22 protein-coding genes are annotated in these 18,122 nt (G+C 67.2%); 12 read left to right on the plus strand and 10 right to left on the minus strand.

Annotated elements, in window-relative coordinates; translation table 11 throughout:
- Nucleotides 1-47: 47 nt before the first annotated feature.
- Both fumC and BR78_RS0111945 read right to left on the minus strand, forming a co-directional pair.
- Entirely contained in the window at nt 48-1,439 is a 1,392-nt protein-coding gene (gene fumC / locus BR78_RS0111940) for a class II fumarate hydratase (protein WP_025560156.1), read from the minus strand.
- Nucleotides 1,440-1,663: 224 nt separating this feature from the next.
- On the minus strand, nt 1,664-2,146 hold the full coding sequence (locus tag BR78_RS0111945; protein ID WP_025495413.1) for an SspB family protein: 483 nt from the start codon (nt 2,144-2,146) through the stop codon (nt 1,664-1,666).
- Between the two features lie 100 nt (nt 2,147-2,246).
- Between BR78_RS0111945 and hisB the strand changes: the two genes are divergently transcribed.
- From hisB to BR78_RS0111995, 10 genes are all read left to right on the plus strand, one after another.
- Complete coding sequence (gene hisB, locus BR78_RS0111950) at nt 2,247-2,834, plus strand: imidazoleglycerol-phosphate dehydratase HisB (protein WP_025560155.1); 588 nt, start codon at nt 2,247-2,249, stop codon at nt 2,832-2,834.
- Nucleotides 2,834-3,106, plus strand: a complete 273-nt coding sequence (locus tag BR78_RS0111955; RefSeq protein WP_025560153.1) for a YciI family protein — start codon at nt 2,834-2,836, stop codon at nt 3,104-3,106. The genes hisB and BR78_RS0111955 overlap by 1 nt, the downstream gene beginning before the upstream one ends.
- Nucleotides 3,103-3,705, plus strand: coding sequence for an imidazole glycerol phosphate synthase subunit HisH (hisH, locus tag BR78_RS0111960; RefSeq protein ID WP_025560152.1), 603 nt, complete (start codon nt 3,103-3,105; stop codon nt 3,703-3,705). Before BR78_RS0111955 ends, hisH begins: the two co-directional genes overlap by 4 nt.
- Nucleotides 3,693-4,439 (plus strand): 1-(5-phosphoribosyl)-5-[(5-phosphoribosylamino)methylideneamino]imidazole-4-carboxamide isomerase, encoded by a 747-nt coding sequence (hisA, locus tag BR78_RS0111965; protein WP_029725102.1) that lies wholly within the window; start codon nt 3,693-3,695, stop codon nt 4,437-4,439. Before hisH ends, hisA begins: the two co-directional genes overlap by 13 nt.
- A 109-nt stretch (nt 4,440-4,548) precedes the next feature.
- A complete protein-coding gene (hisF, locus tag BR78_RS0111970; RefSeq protein WP_025560150.1) occupies nt 4,549-5,307 on the plus strand; it encodes an imidazole glycerol phosphate synthase subunit HisF in 759 nt (252 codons plus the stop codon).
- A 43-nt stretch (nt 5,308-5,350) separates the two neighbouring features.
- Nucleotides 5,351-5,542 carry a hypothetical protein gene (locus tag BR78_RS0111975; RefSeq protein WP_025560148.1) on the plus strand — a complete coding sequence of 64 codons (192 nt, stop codon included), beginning with the start codon at nt 5,351-5,353 and terminating at the stop codon, nt 5,540-5,542.
- Between the two features lie 32 nt (nt 5,543-5,574).
- Nucleotides 5,575-5,895, plus strand: a complete 321-nt coding sequence (locus BR78_RS0111980; protein WP_025560147.1) for a phosphoribosyl-ATP diphosphatase — start codon at nt 5,575-5,577, stop codon at nt 5,893-5,895.
- Entirely contained in the window at nt 5,885-6,262 is a 378-nt protein-coding gene (locus tag BR78_RS0111985) for a histidine triad nucleotide-binding protein (protein ID WP_025560146.1), read from the plus strand. Before BR78_RS0111980 ends, BR78_RS0111985 begins: the two co-directional genes overlap by 11 nt.
- A 100-nt stretch (nt 6,263-6,362) precedes the next feature.
- Nucleotides 6,363-7,889 carry an amino acid permease gene (locus BR78_RS0111990; RefSeq protein ID WP_025560145.1) on the plus strand — a complete coding sequence of 509 codons (1,527 nt, stop codon included), beginning with the start codon at nt 6,363-6,365 and terminating at the stop codon, nt 7,887-7,889.
- A gap of 150 nt (nt 7,890-8,039) precedes the next feature.
- A complete protein-coding gene (locus BR78_RS0111995) occupies nt 8,040-8,675 on the plus strand; it encodes a hypothetical protein (RefSeq protein WP_025560143.1) in 636 nt (211 codons plus the stop codon).
- Between the two features lie 13 nt (nt 8,676-8,688).
- Here BR78_RS0111995 and BR78_RS0112000 read toward each other — a convergent pair whose 3' ends face one another.
- Nucleotides 8,689-9,993 (minus strand): hemolysin family protein, encoded by a 1,305-nt coding sequence (locus BR78_RS0112000; RefSeq protein WP_029725101.1) that lies wholly within the window; start codon nt 9,991-9,993, stop codon nt 8,689-8,691.
- Nucleotides 9,994-10,127: 134 nt separating this feature from the next.
- Here BR78_RS0112000 and BR78_RS0112005 point away from each other — a divergent pair, with 134 nt between their 5' ends.
- Nucleotides 10,128-10,805, plus strand: coding sequence for an OmpA family protein (locus tag BR78_RS0112005; protein ID WP_025560141.1), 678 nt, complete (start codon nt 10,128-10,130; stop codon nt 10,803-10,805).
- 105 nt (nt 10,806-10,910) lie between these two features.
- Here BR78_RS0112005 and BR78_RS0112010 read toward each other — a convergent pair whose 3' ends face one another.
- Genes BR78_RS0112010 through BR78_RS0112020 form a run of 3 tightly spaced genes read right to left on the minus strand, consistent with a single transcriptional unit; the run spans nt 10,911 to nt 11,878 of the window.
- Nucleotides 10,911-11,342, minus strand: a complete 432-nt coding sequence (locus BR78_RS0112010) for a nucleoside deaminase (RefSeq protein ID WP_025560140.1) — start codon at nt 11,340-11,342, stop codon at nt 10,911-10,913.
- 60 nt (nt 11,343-11,402) lie between these two features.
- Nucleotides 11,403-11,585, minus strand: a complete 183-nt coding sequence (locus BR78_RS0112015) for a YqaE/Pmp3 family membrane protein (RefSeq protein WP_025560139.1) — start codon at nt 11,583-11,585, stop codon at nt 11,403-11,405.
- Entirely contained in the window at nt 11,585-11,878 is a 294-nt protein-coding gene (locus tag BR78_RS0112020) for a hypothetical protein (protein WP_029936537.1), read from the minus strand. Before BR78_RS0112020 ends, BR78_RS0112015 begins: the two co-directional genes overlap by 1 nt.
- 163 nt (nt 11,879-12,041) lie before the next feature.
- Here BR78_RS0112020 and rpmB point away from each other — a divergent pair, with 163 nt between their 5' ends.
- Nucleotides 12,042-12,344, plus strand: coding sequence for a 50S ribosomal protein L28 (gene rpmB, locus BR78_RS0112025; RefSeq protein WP_025560137.1), 303 nt, complete (start codon nt 12,042-12,044; stop codon nt 12,342-12,344).
- A 336-nt stretch (nt 12,345-12,680) separates the two neighbouring features.
- Here the strand turns inward: rpmB and BR78_RS0112030 are convergent, their stop codons facing one another.
- The 4 genes from BR78_RS0112030 to BR78_RS0112045 all read right to left on the minus strand — a co-directional run bounded on the left by BR78_RS0112030 (nt 12,681) and on the right by BR78_RS0112045 (nt 17,915).
- Entirely contained in the window at nt 12,681-13,619 is a 939-nt protein-coding gene (locus BR78_RS0112030; protein ID WP_231478250.1) for an esterase-like activity of phytase family protein, read from the minus strand.
- A gap of 295 nt (nt 13,620-13,914) precedes the next feature.
- Nucleotides 13,915-14,637, minus strand: coding sequence for an acetoacetyl-CoA reductase (gene phbB / locus BR78_RS0112035; protein ID WP_025560135.1), 723 nt, complete (start codon nt 14,635-14,637; stop codon nt 13,915-13,917).
- A gap of 33 nt (nt 14,638-14,670) precedes the next feature.
- On the minus strand, nt 14,671-15,678 hold the full coding sequence (gene hemH, locus BR78_RS0112040) for a ferrochelatase (RefSeq protein ID WP_025560133.1): 1,008 nt from the start codon (nt 15,676-15,678) through the stop codon (nt 14,671-14,673).
- Entirely contained in the window at nt 15,675-17,915 is a 2,241-nt protein-coding gene (locus tag BR78_RS0112045; RefSeq protein WP_029725098.1) for a xanthine dehydrogenase family protein molybdopterin-binding subunit, read from the minus strand. The genes hemH and BR78_RS0112045 overlap by 4 nt, the downstream gene beginning before the upstream one ends.
- Between the last annotated feature and the right edge of the window lie 207 nt (nt 17,916-18,122).

An 18,122-nucleotide genomic window follows, 5' to 3' on the forward strand; every position in this document is an offset into this window, starting at 1 on the left:
GAAACGCTTCCAGGTTCCTCCCCGGATTTGGCTCGGGGAGGAATGGATCAGCGGCCGACCATCGTCTCGGGGCGGACATATTGGTCGAACGTCGCCTCGTCGACCAGGCCCAGCGCGAGCCCGCTCTCCTTGAGCGTCAGGCCTTTCTCATGGGCGTATTTCGCGATCTTGGCCGAATTGTCATAACCGATCACCGGCGCCAGCGCGGTCACCAGCATCAGCGAGCGGCCGACCAGATCGGCGATCTGCTTCTCGTTCGCCTCAGTGCCGTCGACGCAGCGTTCGGCGAAGCTGGTCATGCCCACGGCGAGCAAATGGATCGAGCGCAGCACGTTCGCGCCGATCAGCGGCATGAACACGTTGAGCTCGAAATGGCCCTGCATCCCGCCGACGGTGACTGCCTGGTGGTTGCCGATCACTTGCGCCGCGACCATCGTCAGCGATTCGCACTGGGTCGGGTTGACCTTGCCGGGCATGATCGAGCTGCCGGGCTCGTTGGCGGGCAGCGACAGCTCGCCCAGCCCTGAGCGCGGGCCCGAGCCGAGGAAGCGGATGTCGTTGGCGATCTTGTTGAGCGCCACCGCCAGCGTGTTGAGCGCGCCCGAGAAGAAGACGAGCCCGTCCTTGGCGGCGAGCTGCTCGAACTTGTTGGGTGCGGGCTCGAACGCGGTGCCAGCGATGTCGCTGATCGCCGCGGCCATGTCCTCGGCCCAGCCCTCGGGCGCGTTGAGCCCGGTGCCGACCGCAGTGCCGCCGATCGCGAGCTTGCGGATATTGCCGTTCAGCGCGCCTTCGATCCGCGCCTTGCAGCTGATGAGCTGCGCGGCATAGCCCGAGAATTCCTGACCGAGCGTCAGCGGCGTCGCGTCCTGGGTGTGGGTGCGGCCGATCTTGACGATATGATCCCAGGCTTCGGCCTTGGCGGCCAGCGACGCGGTCAATTGCTCGAGCGCAGGGACCAGCACGTCACGCGTGGCGATCGCCGTCGCGACATGCAGCGCGGTCGGGAAGCTGTCGTTCGAGGACTGGCTCATGTTGACATGGTCGTTGGGGTGCACCGGGCTCTTGCCGCCCTTGCTGCCGGTCAGCACTTCGTTGGCGCGGCCGGCGATCACCTCGTTGACGTTCATGTTGGTCTGGGTGCCGCTGCCGGTCTGCCAGATCACCAGCGGGAACTGATCGTCGAGCTTGCCCGCGACGATCTCCTGCGCCGCGGCCTCGATCGCATCGACGATCTTCGCGTCAAGGCCGTGCTTGCGGTTCACCCGCGCCGCGGCCTGCTTCACGATGGCTTGCGCATGGACGATGCCCAGGGGCATGCGCTCCATCGGCCCGAACGGGAAATTCTCGATCGAGCGCTGGGTCTGGGCGCCCCAATAGCAATCGGCGGGAACTTCGATGGCGCCGATCGAATCGGTTTCAGTGCGGGTCGCGGACAAAGTAAACCTCCAGTGGCCTTTTCGGGCGCTCTAGAGGCAAGTGCTACGGTTCGACAAGCGCCCCAACCGTCACCCCGGCCGAAGTGCCGGGGTCCACGGATCGGCGAAGGAAAAGCAAGAGGCTCAAGGGATTCGACCAGCGGCGCAGTGGACCCCGGCACTTCGGCCGGGGTGACGAGGTAGAACGATGTTCAGCAAAAACCGTCCCGGTGTATCCGGACAGTTTACTTCTTCCGCTTGAAGTCCACCGAGACGACGTTCGATCCGTCGTCCGCGGGCGTCACGGTCGGGCCGTCATTCTCGGCCTCTTCGTGCGGCTCGGGGCCCTCGGGCACGTCCTGCGCCTGGAAGCGGAGCTCGAAATTGACCGCGGGATCGTGGAAACCGGTGATTGCCGAGAAGGGGATGTTGAGGATCGCCGGCACCTGATTGAAGCTCAGCCCGACCGAGAATTTCTCGTCGTCGACCTTGAGGTCCCAGAAGCGATGCTGGAGGACGATCGTCATCTCGTCCGGAAAACGCTCGATCAGCCGCTGCGGGATGTCGACGCCGGGCGCGTGCGTCTTGAACGTGATGTAGAAATGGTGCGCGCCGGGGAGCGCCTGAGTCGCGGCAACCGTCCCAAGCACACGGCCGACCACGGCGCGAAGCGCCTCCTGGACGATCTCGTCATAGGGAATCAGGCTGTCAGGCACGGTACCGGTCATAGGCCTTGGGTAGCGCGTGGAGCCCACGGGTCAAGCGTATGCTGCTTGGCCCCAAGCAAGGCTATTTTGCTTGGGGCCGAGCGGGCGCTATGGGGGCGCGATGCGTATCGCCACGATCAGCCGCAAGACGAGCGAGACCTCGGTCGAGGTCACCGTCAACCTCGACGGCACCGGCGCCTATGCGGTTTCGACCGGCATCGGCTTTTTCGATCACATGCTCGAGCAGCTCAGCCGCCATTCGCTGATCGACATGGACGTGAAGACGGTGGGCGACCTGCACATCGACCAGCACCACACCGTGGAGGATACCGGGCTCGCGATCGGCGAGGCGGTGGCCAAGGCGCTCGGCGACAAGAAGGGCATCCGCCGCTACGCCGATGCGCTTTCGCCGATGGACGAGACGCTGGCGCGGGTCGCGATCGACATCTCGGGCCGGCCCTTCCTCGTCTGGAAGACCGAGTTCAGCCAGAAGCGACTCGGCGAGATGGACACCGAGATGTTCGAACACTGGTTCCACAGCTTCGCCCAGACCGCGGGCGTGACGCTGCACGTCGAGACGCTGTACGGCACCAACAACCACCATATCGCCGAGGCGGCGTTCAAGGGCCTCGCCAGGGCGCTGCGCGAGGCAGTCGAGATCGATCCGCGCAAGGCGGACGCGATTCCCAGCACCAAGGGCTTTCTCTGATGATCATCGTCCTGCTCCGCTACACCGGCGACGTGACGCCGCACCGCGACGCGCATGTCGCGTGGCTGCGCGAGGCGCTGGCCGAGGGCCGGCTGATCACCGCCGGACGCCAGCCCGAGACCGGCGGCGTGCTGATCGCACGCGGCGAACGCAGCGACGTCGAGGCGTGGGCCGCGCAGGATCCGTACCGGCTGGCGGGCGTGGCGACGAACGACTTCGTCGAGTTCACCCCGAGCATGGCGGCGCCGGGGCTGGAGTCGCTGCTGCCGTGAGCGTCGCGCTGATCGACTATGGCGCGGGCAATCTCCATTCGGTCCATAATGCGTTGAAGGCGGCGGGCGCCGAAGGACTCGTCATCACCGCCGATCCCGATGCGGTGGCGCAGGCCGATCGTATCGTGTTGCCCGGCGTCGGCGCCTTCGCTGCCTGCGCCGCAGGATTGCGCGCGATCCCGGGCATGGTGGAAGCGCTGGACCGTCGCGTCCGGCACGACGGTGCGCCGTTTCTCGGTGTCTGCGTCGGCATGCAGCTGATGGCCGATACCGGCGAGGAACATGGCGTCCACCAGGGGCTCGGCTGGATCCCCGGGGTGGTTCGCCCCCTGCTCCCCTCTTCCGACGTCCGCGTCCCGCACATGGGCTGGAACGATGTGATCCCCGCCGCCGATCATCCACTGATCGAAGCCGGCGAGGCCTATTTCCTGCACAGCTTCGCCTTCGATGGCGATTCGGTGCTGGCGACCACCGAGCATGGCGGCACGGTAACCGCCGCAATCGGCCGCGACAATTTCGTCGGCGTCCAGTTCCATCCCGAAAAGAGCCAGCGCTACGGCATCGCGCTGCTGGAGAGGTTCCTCACATGGGCGCCGTAAGTTCTGGCCTGATCGTCTTCCCCGCCATCGATCTCAAGGCCGGGCAAGTCGTCCGCCTCGCCGAGGGCGATATGGACCGCGCCACCGTCTATGGCGACGATCCCGCCGCGCAGGCCGAGATCTTCATGGCTGCCGGCGCCGAATGGCTCCACGTCGTCGATCTCGACGGCGCGTTCGCGGGCGAATCGGTGAATGGCGCGGCGGTTGCGTCGATCCTCGGGCGCTTCGGCGGCAAGGTCCAATTGGGTGGCGGCATCCGCAATCGCGAATCGATCGAGCGCTGGCTCGATCTCGGCGTCGAACGCGTGGTGATCGGCACCGCTGCGCTGGAGAATCCCGATCTGGTCGGCGAAGCGGCGCGTGACAATCCCGGCCGGATCGTCGTCGCCGTCGATGCGCGCGACGGGCTGGTCGCGACGCGCGGCTGGGCCGATGTGTCCGACGTGTCGGTGGTCGATCTCGCCAGCCGCTTCGAGGATGCCGGCGTGGCGGCCCTGCTGTTCACCGATGTCGGCCGCGACGGACTGCTCAAGGGCTGCAATGTCGAGGCGACGGTAGCACTCGCCCGCGCGGTGACGATTCCCGTGATCGCCAGCGGCGGCGTGACCGACATCGGCGACATCCACGCGCTCAAGGGCCATGTCGCGGACGGTGTCGAGGGCGTGATCACCGGGCGGGCGCTGTACGATGGCCGGCTCGATCTCGCCTGGGCGATCGAGGTGGCCAAGGGATGACTTCGCTCTCCTCCCGTTCGTTTCGAGCGAAGTCGAGAAACGGTCACATCTCCCCCGGTTTCGGTTTCTCGACTGCGCTCGAAACGAACGGACTTGGAGTCCTCCCCAGATGACCGTCCGCGCGCGCGTGATCCCCTGTCTCGACGTGGCGAACGGCCGTGTCGTGAAGGGCGTCAACTTCGTCGATTTGATCGATGCCGGCGATCCGGTCGAGCAGGCGCGCGCCTATGACGCCGCCGGCGCGGACGAGCTCTGCTTCCTCGATATCGGCGCGAGCCATGAGGGCCGCGGCACGATGGTCGACGTCGTCCGCCGCACCGCCGAGGTTTGCTTCATGCCGCTCACCGTCGGCGGCGGGGTGCGCAATGTCGAGGATGCGCGCGCGCTGCTGCTCGCGGGCGCCGACAAGGTCGCGGTCAATTCGGCCGCTGTCTCGCGCCCCGAAGTGGTCGCCGAGATCGCCGATCGCATGGGCTCGCAATGCGTCGTCGCCTCGGTCGATGCCCGACGCGTGGGCGAGCGATGGGAAGTATTCACCCATGGCGGGCGCCGCGAAACCGGGATCGACGCAATCGAGCATGCGCTGCGGCTGGCCGAACTCGGCGCCGGCGAGTTGCTCGTCACTTCGATGGACCGCGACGGCACCCGCGACGGCTATGACCTCGAACTGATCCGCGCGATTGCCGACCAGGTGACGGTGCCGGTGGTGGCGAGCGGCGGCGTCGGCAATCTCCGGCATCTCGTCGAAGGCATTCGCGATGGCCATGCCTCGGCAGTCCTCGCCGCATCGATCTTCCACTTCGGCGAGGCGACCATCGCCGAGGCGCATGCCGCGCTGGCAGCGGCGGGGATCCCGGTGCGCAAGTAGCGGATTTAACGCTTCTCCAACTCGCCCGTCCTATACTCGCCCCATGCTCCGCATCGCATTCGTCCTGCTGATCGCCACTCCCGCTTTCGCCGCTGCCCCGCACAGCGGCGTCGCGGGCAGCCGCTCGATGCCCGAGCTTTCGGACCTGGCATTGTTCGCCTGCGCCGCCTTCGCCGTCTGGTTCGTGCGCAATCGGCTGCGCGCGCGCTTCCGCGGCAAAGCGCCGAAGGATTGACAGAGGCGCGTCGGTCCCGCAGCCGGAGCGGCATGGCAGATACTTTCGACGCGCTCGAAGCCGTGATCCGCGAACGCCGCGGCGGCGATCCGGACAGCTCCTATGTCGCCCGGCTGACCGCCCGGGGCCGCGCCAAGATCGCGCAGAAACTGGGCGAGGAAGCCGTCGAGACGGTGATCGCCGCCGTCACCGACGACAAGGCGGGAATCGTCAGCGAGGCCGCCGACCTGATCTTCCACCTCGCGGTGCTGCTCGCCGATGCGGGGCTCAGCCTCGACGACGTCCGCGCCGAGCTCGCCCGCCGCGAAGGCGTGTCGGGCATCGATGAAAAGGCGAGCCGAAATGCCGATTGACGCCACTCTGCCCTATGACGACCAGAACATCTTCGCGAAGATCCTGCGCGGCGAGATTCCGTCGAACAGGGTCTATGAGGACGATTTCGCCCTCGCCTTCCACGACATCAATCCGCAGGCGCCGCAGCACATCCTCGTGATCCCCAAGGGCCCTTATGTCAGCTGGGACGATTTCGCGGCCAAGGCCCCGGACGCCGAGATCGCTGGTTTCGTCCGCGCAGTGGGCCATGTCGCGCGCGCGGCGGGGATGGTGGCGCCGGGCTACCGGCTGCTCGCCAATATCGGGCAGGACGCGCATCAGGAAGTGCCGCACCTCCACGTCCATATCTTCGCCGGGCGCCCGCTGGGGCCGATGCTCGCGCGCTGAGCCGCTGCACTAAGGGATTGCGCACGCGGCTTTTGCGGCTAGGCTCGCGCCTTTCAAATTCGGGGCGGCGCGGAGATTGCGCCGCGAAGGGGACCACTCAATGATATTCGGGCGCGTAAAACCACTCGACGCCATTCTGGCGACGGCAGAGAAGAAATCGCTCCATAGATCGCTCGGCGCCTTCCAGCTCACGATGCTCGGCATCGGCGCGGTGATCGGCACCGGCATCTTCGTTCTCACCGCTGAGGCGACGCAGAAGGCCGGCCCCGGCATGATGCTCTCGTTCGTGATCGCCGGCGCGGTCTGCGCCGTCGCCGCTTTGTGCTATGCGGAAATGGCGGCGATGGTGCCGGTCTCGGGCTCCGCCTATACCTATAGCTACGCCGTGATGGGCGAGCTGGTGGCGTGGATGGTCGGCTGGGCGCTGATCCTCGAATATGCGATCGCCGCGGGCGCCGTCTCGGTCGGCTGGTCGGGCTATTTCATCGGCTGGCTCAATACCAGTTTCAACATATCCGTGCCGCTCGATCTGGTCCGCGGACCTTTCGACGGCGGGATGATCAACGTGCCGGCGATGGTCATCGCGGCGCTGGTCACGGCGCTCCTGGTCAAGGGCACCAAGGAGAGCGCGACGGTCAATGCCGTGCTGGTCGGGGTCAAGATCCTGGCACTGGGGATGTTCGTCATCTTGACCATCCCCGTGATCAAGACCGGTCAGTTCACGCCCTTCGCGCCGCTCGGCTTTGCCGGCATCTCGGGCGCCGCGGCGTCGATCTTCTTTGCCTATGTCGGCTTCGACGCAGTCTCGACCGCGGCCGAGGAAACCAAGAACCCGCAGCGCAACATGCCGATCGGCCTGATCGGCAGCCTCGCGGTCTGCACGATCTTCTATCTGCTCGTCGCAGCGGGCGTCATCGGCACGGTCGGCGCGCAGCCGATGTTCGGCCCGGCCGGCGAAGTGCTTTCGCCGGGTACCCCTGCTTTGTCGCAGGCCTGCGCGGCGGTTCAGGATTCCGCCGTGGTCTGCTCGAAGGAAGCGCTGGCCTGGACGCTCAAGTCGATCGGCTACCCCTTTATCGGCTGGCTGGTCGGCGCTGCGGCGATCATCGCGCTGCCTTCGGTCATCCTGATGATGATGTTCGGCCAGACCCGCGTGTTCTTCGTGATGAGCCGCGACGGGCTGCTCCCGGAATTCTTCTCCAGGGTCCATCCGAAGTTCCACACGCCCCACGTCATCACCATCATCACCGGCATCTTCGTTACTTTGTTCGCCGCTTTCTTCCCGGTCGGGCTGCTCGCAGACGTTTCGAATTCGGGAACATTGTTCGCGTTTGCGGCGGTCTCGATCGCGGTGCTGGTGCTGCGCCGTACGGATCCGACGCGCGTCCGGCCGTTCCGCACTCCGGCGATCATGCTGACGGCGCCGGTGGCGATCATCGGCTGCATCTATTTGTTCTTCAGCCTGTCGACGACGACCATCACGCTCTTCTTCGGCTGGGCAGTGGTCGGGCTGGTGGTCTATTTCGCCTATAGCCGCCGCAAGAGCCATGTCGGCCGCGGGATCATCGAGGTCGCCGAGCACGAGGCTTATGAGGAACTCAAGCCCGAAGTGCCCGGAACGCACTGAGGCTTCCGCGCCAGGCACAAGAAAGGGCCGGAGGAGCGATCCTCCGGCCCTTTTCGTTGGGGCGCCTGACGATTGCCTCGCTGGACGCTGGGGAATCCGGCGCTATGCAATTGGGATGCGAGTGACTGCGTGATGTCGGGAGCGAGTTGAATGAACGATACGGCTTGGCAGACGGGGGGCCCGATCATCGACGGCGGCCCGGTATGGCTCACGGCATCCTTCGTGCTGATCGGCCTCGGCGTGTTGTTCGCGCTGTTCATCCTCGCCTGGGGCACGAGGCTGGCGAAGCGTCGGCAGCAGGCGCGCGAGGCGCTGGACGCGCGCGGCGAACTCCGCGAGTCGGAGACTTCGGTGCGGCAACCGGTCGCGCCGCCGGCGGCACCCGCGCCTCCGCCGATCGCCGACGCGCCGGTAATCGCGGCACCGCCGCCTGCCGAACCGGCTCCCGAGCCCGCGCCGCTGGTCGACGAGCCGATCGCCGCTGCTGCGCCGCTCGATGCCTCGCCCGCCTCGCTCGCGGCCTCGGAGCCCGAATCCGCACCGGCCGGTGCCGACGATTTCACGCGGATGAAGGGCGTTGGGCCCAAGCTGGCCGAACGCCTCAACGCGCTCGGCGTCACCAGCTTCGCGCAGATCGCCGCGCTGACTCCCGAACAGGCCGCCGCGCTCGACGCCGAGCTCGGCACCTTCCAGGGCCGCATCCACCGCGATCGCTGGATCGAGCAGGCCGGCTTCCTCGCCCGCGGCGATACCGCGGGCTACGAAGCGGTGTTCGGGAAGCTCTGACCCCGCCTGGAAATCAGGCGTTCTTGCGCGCCTCGCGCACCAGCAGTTTGTCGATCTTCCGGCCGTCCATATCGACGATCTCGAAGCGCCATCCCTGCTCGGCGAACACTTCGCCTTCGTCGGGCAAATGCTTGAGCACGGCCAGCGCCAAGCCGGCGACGGTGGCGTAGTCGCGGTCCTCGGGCAATTCGATGCCCAGCCGCTCCGCAAGCGCGTCGGCGGGCATCTGGCCCGAGACGAGCAACGATCCGTCTTCGCGCACGATCAGGCTCGGGCTGTCGCCCGGCTCGGCGTCCGAAGCGAAATCCCCGGCGATCGCCGCGAGCAGGTTGGCCGGCGTGACGATACCTTCGAAATGGCCGTATTCGTCGTGGACGAGACCCATCGGCACTTCGGCGCGGCGCAGTGCGCCCAGCGCGTCCATCGCATCGACCTGATCGGGAAGGACGGGCGCGGGGCGCATCAGCCGCCTCAATTCGAGCGGCTCGCCCCGGAACAGGGCCGCGGCGATGTCGCGCGCCTGCACCACGCCGATCACCGAATCGACCGACCCTTCGGCCACCGGCAGCCGGGTGTGCGGCGTCGCCAGCAGCGCATCGCGGATCCCGTCCGCGTCGAGATCGACGTCGAGCCAGTCGACATCGGTGCGCGGCGTCATCACTTCGCGCACCGGCCGATCGGCGAGGCGGACGACGCCCGAGATGATCGAGCGCTCATGCTCCTCGATCACGCCCGATTTGCTCGCCTCGGCGACGATCAGATGGAGCTCCTCCGCCGTTACGCGGTTCTCCGATTCGCGATTCAGGCCGACAAGGCGGAAGATCAGGGCGCTCGACTGATCGAGCAGCCACACCACCGGCGCGGTGATCCGGCTGAGCCACAGCATCGGAATCGCCATCACTGCGGCGATCGGCTCGGGCGAGCGCAATGCGAATTGCTTGGGAACCAGCTCGCCGACCACCAGCGAGGCATAAGTGGTGAGCGCGATCACCAGCGCGATACCCGCGGTATGCGCAGTCTCGGCGGAGAGCCCCAGGCCCTGCAGCCGCTCGGCGACCGGAGTACCCAGGCTCGCGCCTGAATAGGCGCCGGCGACGATGCCGATCAGCGTGATGCCGATCTGCACGGTCGAGAGGAACTTGCCCGGGTCCGCGGCCAGACGGATCGCCGTCGCGGCGCCGCGATTGGTACGCGCAAGCGCCTCGAGGCGGGCGGTGCGGGCGGAGACGATCGCCAGCTCCGACATCGAGAAGATGCCGTTCACGGCGATCAGCACGAGGATGATCGCAACGTCTGTCCAGGGGAAGGGGGCTGGCATGATGCGCCCCCTCCATATCCGCACTAGGCGCCGCTTCACAACCGCTTGCAGTTGCACAACTCGATGCGCAGGCGGAACAACTCGGCCATGTAACGGGTTTCCTCGCCCGAAGCTGTTCCAATCGGGAGGAAATTATGGGCATCGCCAACAAGACCCTGATCGCGGCCGCACTCGCCGCAACCATGCTCACCGCCGCATGCGTCACTGATCCGGTGACCGGCGAGCGCCGCGTATCGAAGGCCGCGATAGGCGGCGTCGGCGGCGCAGTGGGCGGCTACCTGCTCGGCGACCTCGTCGGCGGGCGCCACGATCGCACCGAGAAGATCATCGGCGCGGGCATCGGCGGTCTCGCCGGTGCGGGAATCGGCGCGTATATGGACCGGCAGGAGCAGGAGCTGCGCCGCCGCACCGCGGGCACCGACGTCCGCGTGATCCGCCAGGGCGACGACCTCATCCTCAACATGCCCTCCGGCATCACCTTCGCCACCAACGAATCGAGCATCCAGCCGCAGTTCCGCACGACGCTGGATCAGGTCGCCGACGTGCTCCGGCAGTACAACCAGACCTATGTCGACGTGTACGGCCACACCGATTCGACCGGCAGCGACTCCTACAATCTCGATCTGTCGCAGCGCCGCGCGAGCGCGGTCGCCGACTACCTGACGATGCGTGGCGTGCAGAGCGCCCGGCTGGGCACGCGCGGCTTCGGCGAGAGCCAGCCGATCGCGAGCAACGACACCGAGGAAGGCAAGGCGGCCAATCGCCGCGTCGAGATCAAGCTGGTGCCGATCACCCGGCAGGACGGCGGCTAAACTTTCACCGTTCGCCCTGAGCCTGTCGAAGGGCGTCTTGCCGCAAGCGCTTCGCTTGAGGAGAGTCGTACTTCGACAAGCTCAGCACGAACGGAGGGGTTGAGGCTACGCCCGCCGCTCCCTGAAAAAATCACGCAACAGCGCGCCGGCTTCGGTCTCACCGATGCCCGCATAGATTTCGGGGCGGTGATGGCAGGTGGGTTGCGCGAAGAAGCGCGGGCCATGCTCTACCGCGCCGCCCTTGGGATCGCTCGCGCCGTAATAGAGCCGGGCGATTCGGGAATGGGCGATCGCGCCCGCGCACATCGCGCAGGGCTCCAGCGTCACCCACAGGTCGCAATCCTCGAGCCGCTCGCGGCCGAGGATGCGCGCCGCCTCGCGGATCGCCAGCATCTCGGCATGCGCGGTGGGATCGTGCAGCGTGCGCGGCGCATTGGCGGCGACGGCGAGGATCCTGCCGTCACGAACGATCACTGCCCCCACAGGCACCTCTCCCACCGCGCCGGCCTTTGCCGCTGCATCCAGCGCTGCGCGCATCTGTTCGGGGAGCGGGAACACAGGCACGTGACTAGTGCCCCGTCTCCTTCGGCGAAAGCCCTATGCCGCAGCTGGCTCCCGCCGCTCGTCCCGCAGCACCGTCCAGAGCGCAAACGCGACGCCCGGCAGGAAGCCCAGCACGGTCAGCCCGCACGTGATCAGGAAGTCCCGTCCGGGTCCGCGCGCAAGATAGGCGCCGAGCGGCGGCAGCAGCACTGCCGCGACGATCCGCCCTACATGCATTATTTTGCTGCGGGCGTGGGCGATGCGCCCGGAGCCTGCTTCACTTCGATCGTCGGCAGAACCACCGTCGCGTTCTTCATTTCCACCGTCGGCACTTCGACCGTCTTCGCCGTGTTGCCGATCCCGACGCTGCCTGTCTCGGCGCTGTATTTGGGCAATTGGCCGCCCTCCGCGTGCAGAGTCACGGTAGGCAGGCTCGCGCCCTGCTTCTGGTTGATCCGCAGCATGCCGAACGACATCAATACCACGACTCCGAGGGCGATGAGCCCGATAAGGACCAGAATTGCGCGCATCGTCTTCATCTCCCGGATCGAATCGTTTGCGTAATAACGCCCAACCAGCCATGTGGGTTGCGTGCAGTCGAGCGTTTTCATCGGCGAATCGGTTGACGCACTCCCCCATTCCCGCTATCGGCGCGGCCTTTCCGGCTTATGCCAAGAACCAGGATTTAAAGCGATGTCGCGCATTTGCGAGCTGACCGGCAAGGGCCGGCAGGTGGGACACAATGTCTCCCACGCCAACAACAAGACCAAGCGTACGTTCCTGCCCAATCTGCAGAACGTCACGCTGATGTCGGATACGCTCGGCCGCAGCATCCGCCTGCGCGTCTCGACGCACGGCCTGCGTTCGGTCGAGCATGTCGGCGGTCTCGACAACTGGCTGCTCAAGGCCAGCGACGACGATCTGTCGCTGCGTGCGCGCCGCCTCAAGCGCGAAGTGCGCAAGGCGTCGGCGCCGGCCGAGAAGGCCGCAGCCTAACAATCCTTCGGTGGATCAAGCGTCAGCCCGTTCCCTTCGCGGGGAGCGGGCTTTTCGCTTGCCCAAGAGGGTCCGCACCCCCTCCCCGCAATGGCCAGGATCGCCCGGAGACGGGCGATGGCAAGGAAGATCGCGCAGCGCGGGCTGGTGGCCCGTGCAAGCGGGCTGACGCAGTCCAGCGTTCGTCTCCGGGCGACCGCGAAGCGGCGGGCGGATTTTGGCGCACAGCCACGTCATTCGTCGGTCACGATGAACACCGCATCGCTCCCTCCTCATTCCTCCCTGTGCGCCAAAATCCGCTCCGTCATGGCCATTGCGGGGAGGGGGTGCGGACCCTTAATCCAGCCGGAACTTGAGGAGCAGCGACTGCTCCCAGAATTCGCCGTTATCGTCCGATGCGATCCACACGATCGTGTCCGCGCCCTCCTGCGTGATCGCCAGCGCTTCGAAATTGTCGTGCAGCAGCGGCCGCTCGAAGCTGGCAATCTCGGGACCGCGGACAACGCCGCCCGATCGAACTCCGCGGATATCGATCACGCTGAGCTTTGCAGTGAACAGGCCGGACAGCGACAGGCGGCGATTGAGCACCAGCAGCCGGCCGTCGGGCAGTTCCGCGGCGTCGGTGGGATCATAGCCCTCAGGGGGCACGTAAGCGAAGCTCAACGGAGCGCCTTTGGTCTCGGTGGGATCGCCCGCGAAGCGCAGTACGATACGCGCATCGCGCAATCCCTTTGGACGCGCGGTTTCGCTGAACACGATGAACGCGCCATCCCGCAACCGCACCATCGCTTCCGCGCCGCCGGCGATCGACCAGTCGGCCATAGCGACCGGCTGCACGTTGCGCTCCGGCCGCGCAAGCGTGGCGTCGTAGCGCCAAATCGCGTTGCGATTCTCGAAGCCGACCCACGCCCGGCCCGTGCGGGGATCCCAGGTCAGCGATTCGGAATCGCGATGGCGCTTGATCGCGCCGGTGCCTGGGCCGGGCAGATCGGCGAAGCGTATGTCGCGCGGCTGCCAGTCCGGTCCCATGCGGAAATCGACGATATTGCCGCCATCGCTCAGCAGCGTGAAGCGATCGCCCATCACGCGCATCGCCGAGAAGCCGCCGAACGCGGGATCGCGGCTCGTCAGCGCCAGCCCTCCCAGATACGTGAGTGCCCCCACCCGCACCCGGCCCGGATCCGACGCATCGAGCAGCACTGGCTCTGCCCGGATCTCGGGCCGATCGCCCAGCACCGGCCGCGGCTCGATGCCCGAGGCGGTGGGGGTCAGCATCAGAAGTACGGAAAGTAAGAGAGCGAGGCGCATTGCCTGCGGTCATAGCCGCTCGTCGCGGTGGAACCAGCGGAGAAAGATGAACGCCAGATAACCGGCGCGTTCAGCTGGCGCAAAGGGATCTCGGCTATAGCAGGCGCCGTAGTTTGCGTATCGAGGTCCTCGCGTAGCGTATCGAGGACCGAGGGCCGGCTCCTTCGGGGCCGGCCCGTTTTCGTTCAGGGCATCTCAAAAAATCGCTCGGCACGACGGCGGCAAAGCCGCCGTCCGACGGGTTCGGCCGCGCCTGCGCCCGTCAGTACATATGTTGCCCGCCATTGATCGACAGCGTCGATCCGGTGACGAAGCCCGCCTCGTCCGAGCACAGGAATGCCACGCCGCGCGCGATCTCGCTCGCCTGGCCGAGCCGGCCGACCGGGATCTTCGCGACGATCTTCTCGAGCACGTCGGGCGGAACCGCGGCGACCATGTCGGTATCGATATAGCCCGGCGCAATCGCGTTCACGGTCACGCCTGCGCGCGCGCCTTCCTGCGCCAGCGCCTTGGTGAAGCCGTGGATGCCCGATTTGGCCGCGGCATAGTTCACCTGGCCATATTGCCCGGCCTGTCCGTTGATCGAGCCGATATTGACGATCCGTCCCCATTTGCGGCTGCGCATGCCGGGGAAGGTGGCGTGCGCCATGTTGAAGCATCCGCCCAGATTGATGCGGATCACATCCTCCCACATGTCGCGGCTCATCTTGAGGATCGTGCCGTCGCGCGTCACGCCGGCATTGTTGACCACGACGTCGACCGGGCCCAGTTCCGCCTCGACCTGCGCCACGCCCGTCGCGCACGCGTCGAAATCGCCGACATCCCATTTGTACGCCTTGATGCCGGTGCGTTCGGTGAAGGCCTGCGCCTTCTCCTCATTGCCGGCATAGTTCGCGGCGACCGTCATGCCCGCGTCCTTGAGCGCGAGGCTGATAGCCTCGCCGATACCGCGCGTTCCACCCGTCACGATCGCTACGCGTGCCATTCTCGCATCCTCTCCGTTTTCATTACGCTCACGCTAGGCAGCGTCTGTCCAACCCGCAAGTTCCCGTCCCAATATCTTCTTGAGCATAAGGATCCCGGGATTGCTTGCATTGAGGCAGGGCAGCACCGCGAAATGCGTGCCACCCGCCGCGATGAAGGTTTCGCGCCCGCGGATCGCCAGTTCCTCGAGCGTCTCGACGCAATCGGCGGAGAAGCCGGGCGCGACCAGCGCGATCCGGGTGATCCCCTTGCCCGGGAGCCCCGCCAGCACCGCGTCGGTGGCGGGCTCGAGCCATTTCGCGCGGCCGAAGCGCGATTGGAACGTGACGATCAACTCGCGTCCCAGCGCCTCGCTCAGCAGCCGCGCGGTCTTCTGGCAGTGGCAATGATAGGGATCGCCAAGGTGCAGCGTCCGCTCCGGCATGCCGTGAAAGCTCGCCAGCACCGCCTGCGGCTCGAAATCGAGCGCGGCGAGCGAGGCTTCGATCGATTCCTTCAAGGCCGCGATATGCGCCGGGTCGTCATGATAAGGCGGCAGCGTCCTGAGCGCCGGCTGCCAGCGCATCTTCGCCAGCTCGGCAAAGGCCGCGTCGTTGGCGGTCGCGGTCGTCGCCGCGCAATATTGCGGGTAGAGCGGCGCGATCAGGATGCGTTCGCAGCCCGCTTCCTTGAGCGCATGCAGCCGCTCACCGAGCGCGGGCCGGCCATAGCGCATCGCATGATCGACGATCACGTCGGGCCCGAACGCACCTTGCAGCGCTTCGGCTTGTGCCCGCGTGATCGCGGCGAGCGGCGAGCCGCCTTCCTGCCAGACCTGCTTGTAGGCGTGCGCCGATTTGGCGGGACGCGTGCGCAGGATGACTCCGTGAAGGATCGGCTTCCAGACGAGCTTCGGGATCTCGATGACGCGGGGATCGGAGAGGAACTCGGCGAGATAGCGCCGCACCGCCCCGGCCTCGGGCGCGTCGGGCGTGCCGAGGTTGACGAGCAACACCCCCACCCGGGCCGGCGGGACCTTCGGATGATCGGATGGGAGAATCATTCGATATCCGATAGCAAAGGCAGCCGCCGGAAGCGCACGCCGGTCGCGGCCTGCAGCGCATTGGCGATCGCCGGCGCGACCGGCGGCACCGCGAGTTCGCTCGCGCCCCCTGGCTCCTCGTTGTTGCGGATCAATTCGACGGTGATGTCGGGGCAATCGGCGAGCGCCGGCAGGCGAAGCTCGGTGATGTCGCGAACGTCGGCGACATTCTCGGTGAACCCGGTCGAACTGCCTACGGCGCCGGCCAGCCCGAACAGCAGCCCGCCCTCGATCTGCTGCGTGACGAGATCGGGATTGACCATCCGTCCGCAATCGACCGCCGCCACCAGCCGCTCGACCTTGACGCGGCGATCGGTGGTGAGCTGCGCCTCGGCGAGCACGGCGATATGCGAGCCGCGGAAACTGTGGCACGCGATCCCCTGCCCGCTTCCCGGCTGCCCGCCCTGCCAGCCGCCCAATTGCGCCACGGTCTGCAGGCAGCGCGCCAGCCGCGGCTGTGCCCCAAGCATCGCCATGCGGAACGACAATGCGTCCTGCTCGGCAACGTGCGCGAGTTCGTCGAGGAAGCTCTCGGTGAAGAAGCAGGTATAGCTGTGGGCGCCGGAGCGCCAATAGCCGGTCGGCACGCCGATCTCTGCGGGATGGTGATCGACCGCGAAATTGGGAATGGCATAAGGCGGCACGGCACCTGCGACGGCGCCGGGATCGCTGCCGCTCAGCGCCAGCCCGATGCCCGGAAGCGCGGCGCCGTGAAGCAGCCGCCCGGCAAGCTCGCGCCCGGTGGACGGCGCGGCGATCTTGGCGAGCCAGCCGGTGAGTTGCTTCTGCGGATTGAGCCGCGCGCTGATCCGTCCCGCAGCGGCGGGGCGGAAGCGATCGCGCCGGAAATCCTCGCCACGCGACCAGGTGAGTTGCACCGGGCGCCCGATCCGCATCGCGAGCAACGCCGCCTGCGCCGCAGCGTCGCTTTCGAGCTTCGCCCCGAACGAGCCGCCCGCCATCGTCGGGTGGAGGATCACGGATCCCTCGTCGAGCCCGGCCGCGCGCGCCGCCGCGGCCCGTGCAAGCCCCGGCGCCTGCGTCGGCAGCCACAGGGTCAGCCGGCCCTCGCGGTGCACCGCAGTCGCGGTCATCGGCTCGAGCGGTGCGTGGAGCGCGAGCCCGACGCGATATTCGGCCGAGACCAGTTGCGCGCCGCGGAACTGCGCCGAAAGATCCCCCGCCTCGGCCAGGCGACTGCCCTTTGCGTCGAACGCCGCGCTCAGCGCCTGCTCGATCGTGTCGCTGTTGACGACCGGCTCGGGCGTCCTGAAGCGGGGCCGCATCGCATCGATCGCACGGTCGGCCGCCCACCAGTTATCGGCGACCGCAGCGACCCAGGCATCGGTGGTCACCACCGCGAGCATCCCCGGAATCCTGTTCGCCGCGGCGCGATCGACCTTGACCAGCCCGGCCTCGCCGACCGGCCCCTGCCGGATCGAGGCAAAGACCATGTCGGGCAGACGGATGTCGGCGGCAAAATTGGCGCTGCCGTCCACCTTGGGCGGCGCATCGAGCCGAGGCAAGGGCTGGCCGTGGAGCCGCGGCCCCTCCGCCGTCTGGAGCGGCACGTCGTCGGGCAGGCTCTGATCCGCCGCCTCGGCCGCGAGCGCACCGAAGCCGAGCTTCTGATTGCCCTGATAGACGATGCCGTTGAAGGTGCCGACACTCTTCCAGTCGACGCCCCAGCGTTTCGCCGCAGCCTTGGCCAGCAGCACCCGGGCGGCCGCACCGGCATGACGAAGCTCGCCTTCGAAATTGCGGATCGAAGTCGAGGCGCCGGTGAGCATCAGCCCCGAACGCCGAATGTGTGCGCGGCGCAGCGCTTCCGGGAGCGGGCCCAATGCGGCCTCGAACAACTCCTCCGCCGCCAATGGATTGGCATAGAGCGGATTGAGCGGCGCGGGCTCCACCCCGACCATCTTCCAGTCCGCGCCGAGCTCGTCCGCGATGATCTGCGGCATGGCGGTATAGACCCCCTGCCCCTCCTCGCATTGCGGGACGGCGACAGTGACATGGCCGTCGGTGCCGATCTTGAGCCATGCGCCGAACAGGCTCTCGCCGGACGCGGCGGTGAGGTTGGGGAGATAGGTGCGCGGCCATGCCGCCCAGGCGACGACGAGCCCGACCCCGACGCCGCCGCCGATCAGCAGCGTCCGCCGGTCGAGCTTGCTGCGCGTGCTGGTGTCCACCGCCATCGCGACGCTGTATCGCGCAGCTCCGCGCGACGCCAGTAGCGCGAACCACATCGTCACCCCGGCCCTGTGCCGGGGTCCACCAGGCCAGGAAGGCGAACCCGGCGGCGGTTGGGTGACGGGTGCCGCGAAGCATCGACTTGCTTGCCGTCGTTGCACGGTGGACCCCGGCACAAGGCCGGGGTGACAGCAGGGGCCGAACATCCCCGC

Origin of the sequence: Sphingomonas sp. UNC305MFCol5.2, assembly GCF_000712135.1 — a bacterium.
Lineage (GTDB): Bacteria > Pseudomonadota > Alphaproteobacteria > Sphingomonadales > Sphingomonadaceae > Sphingomonas.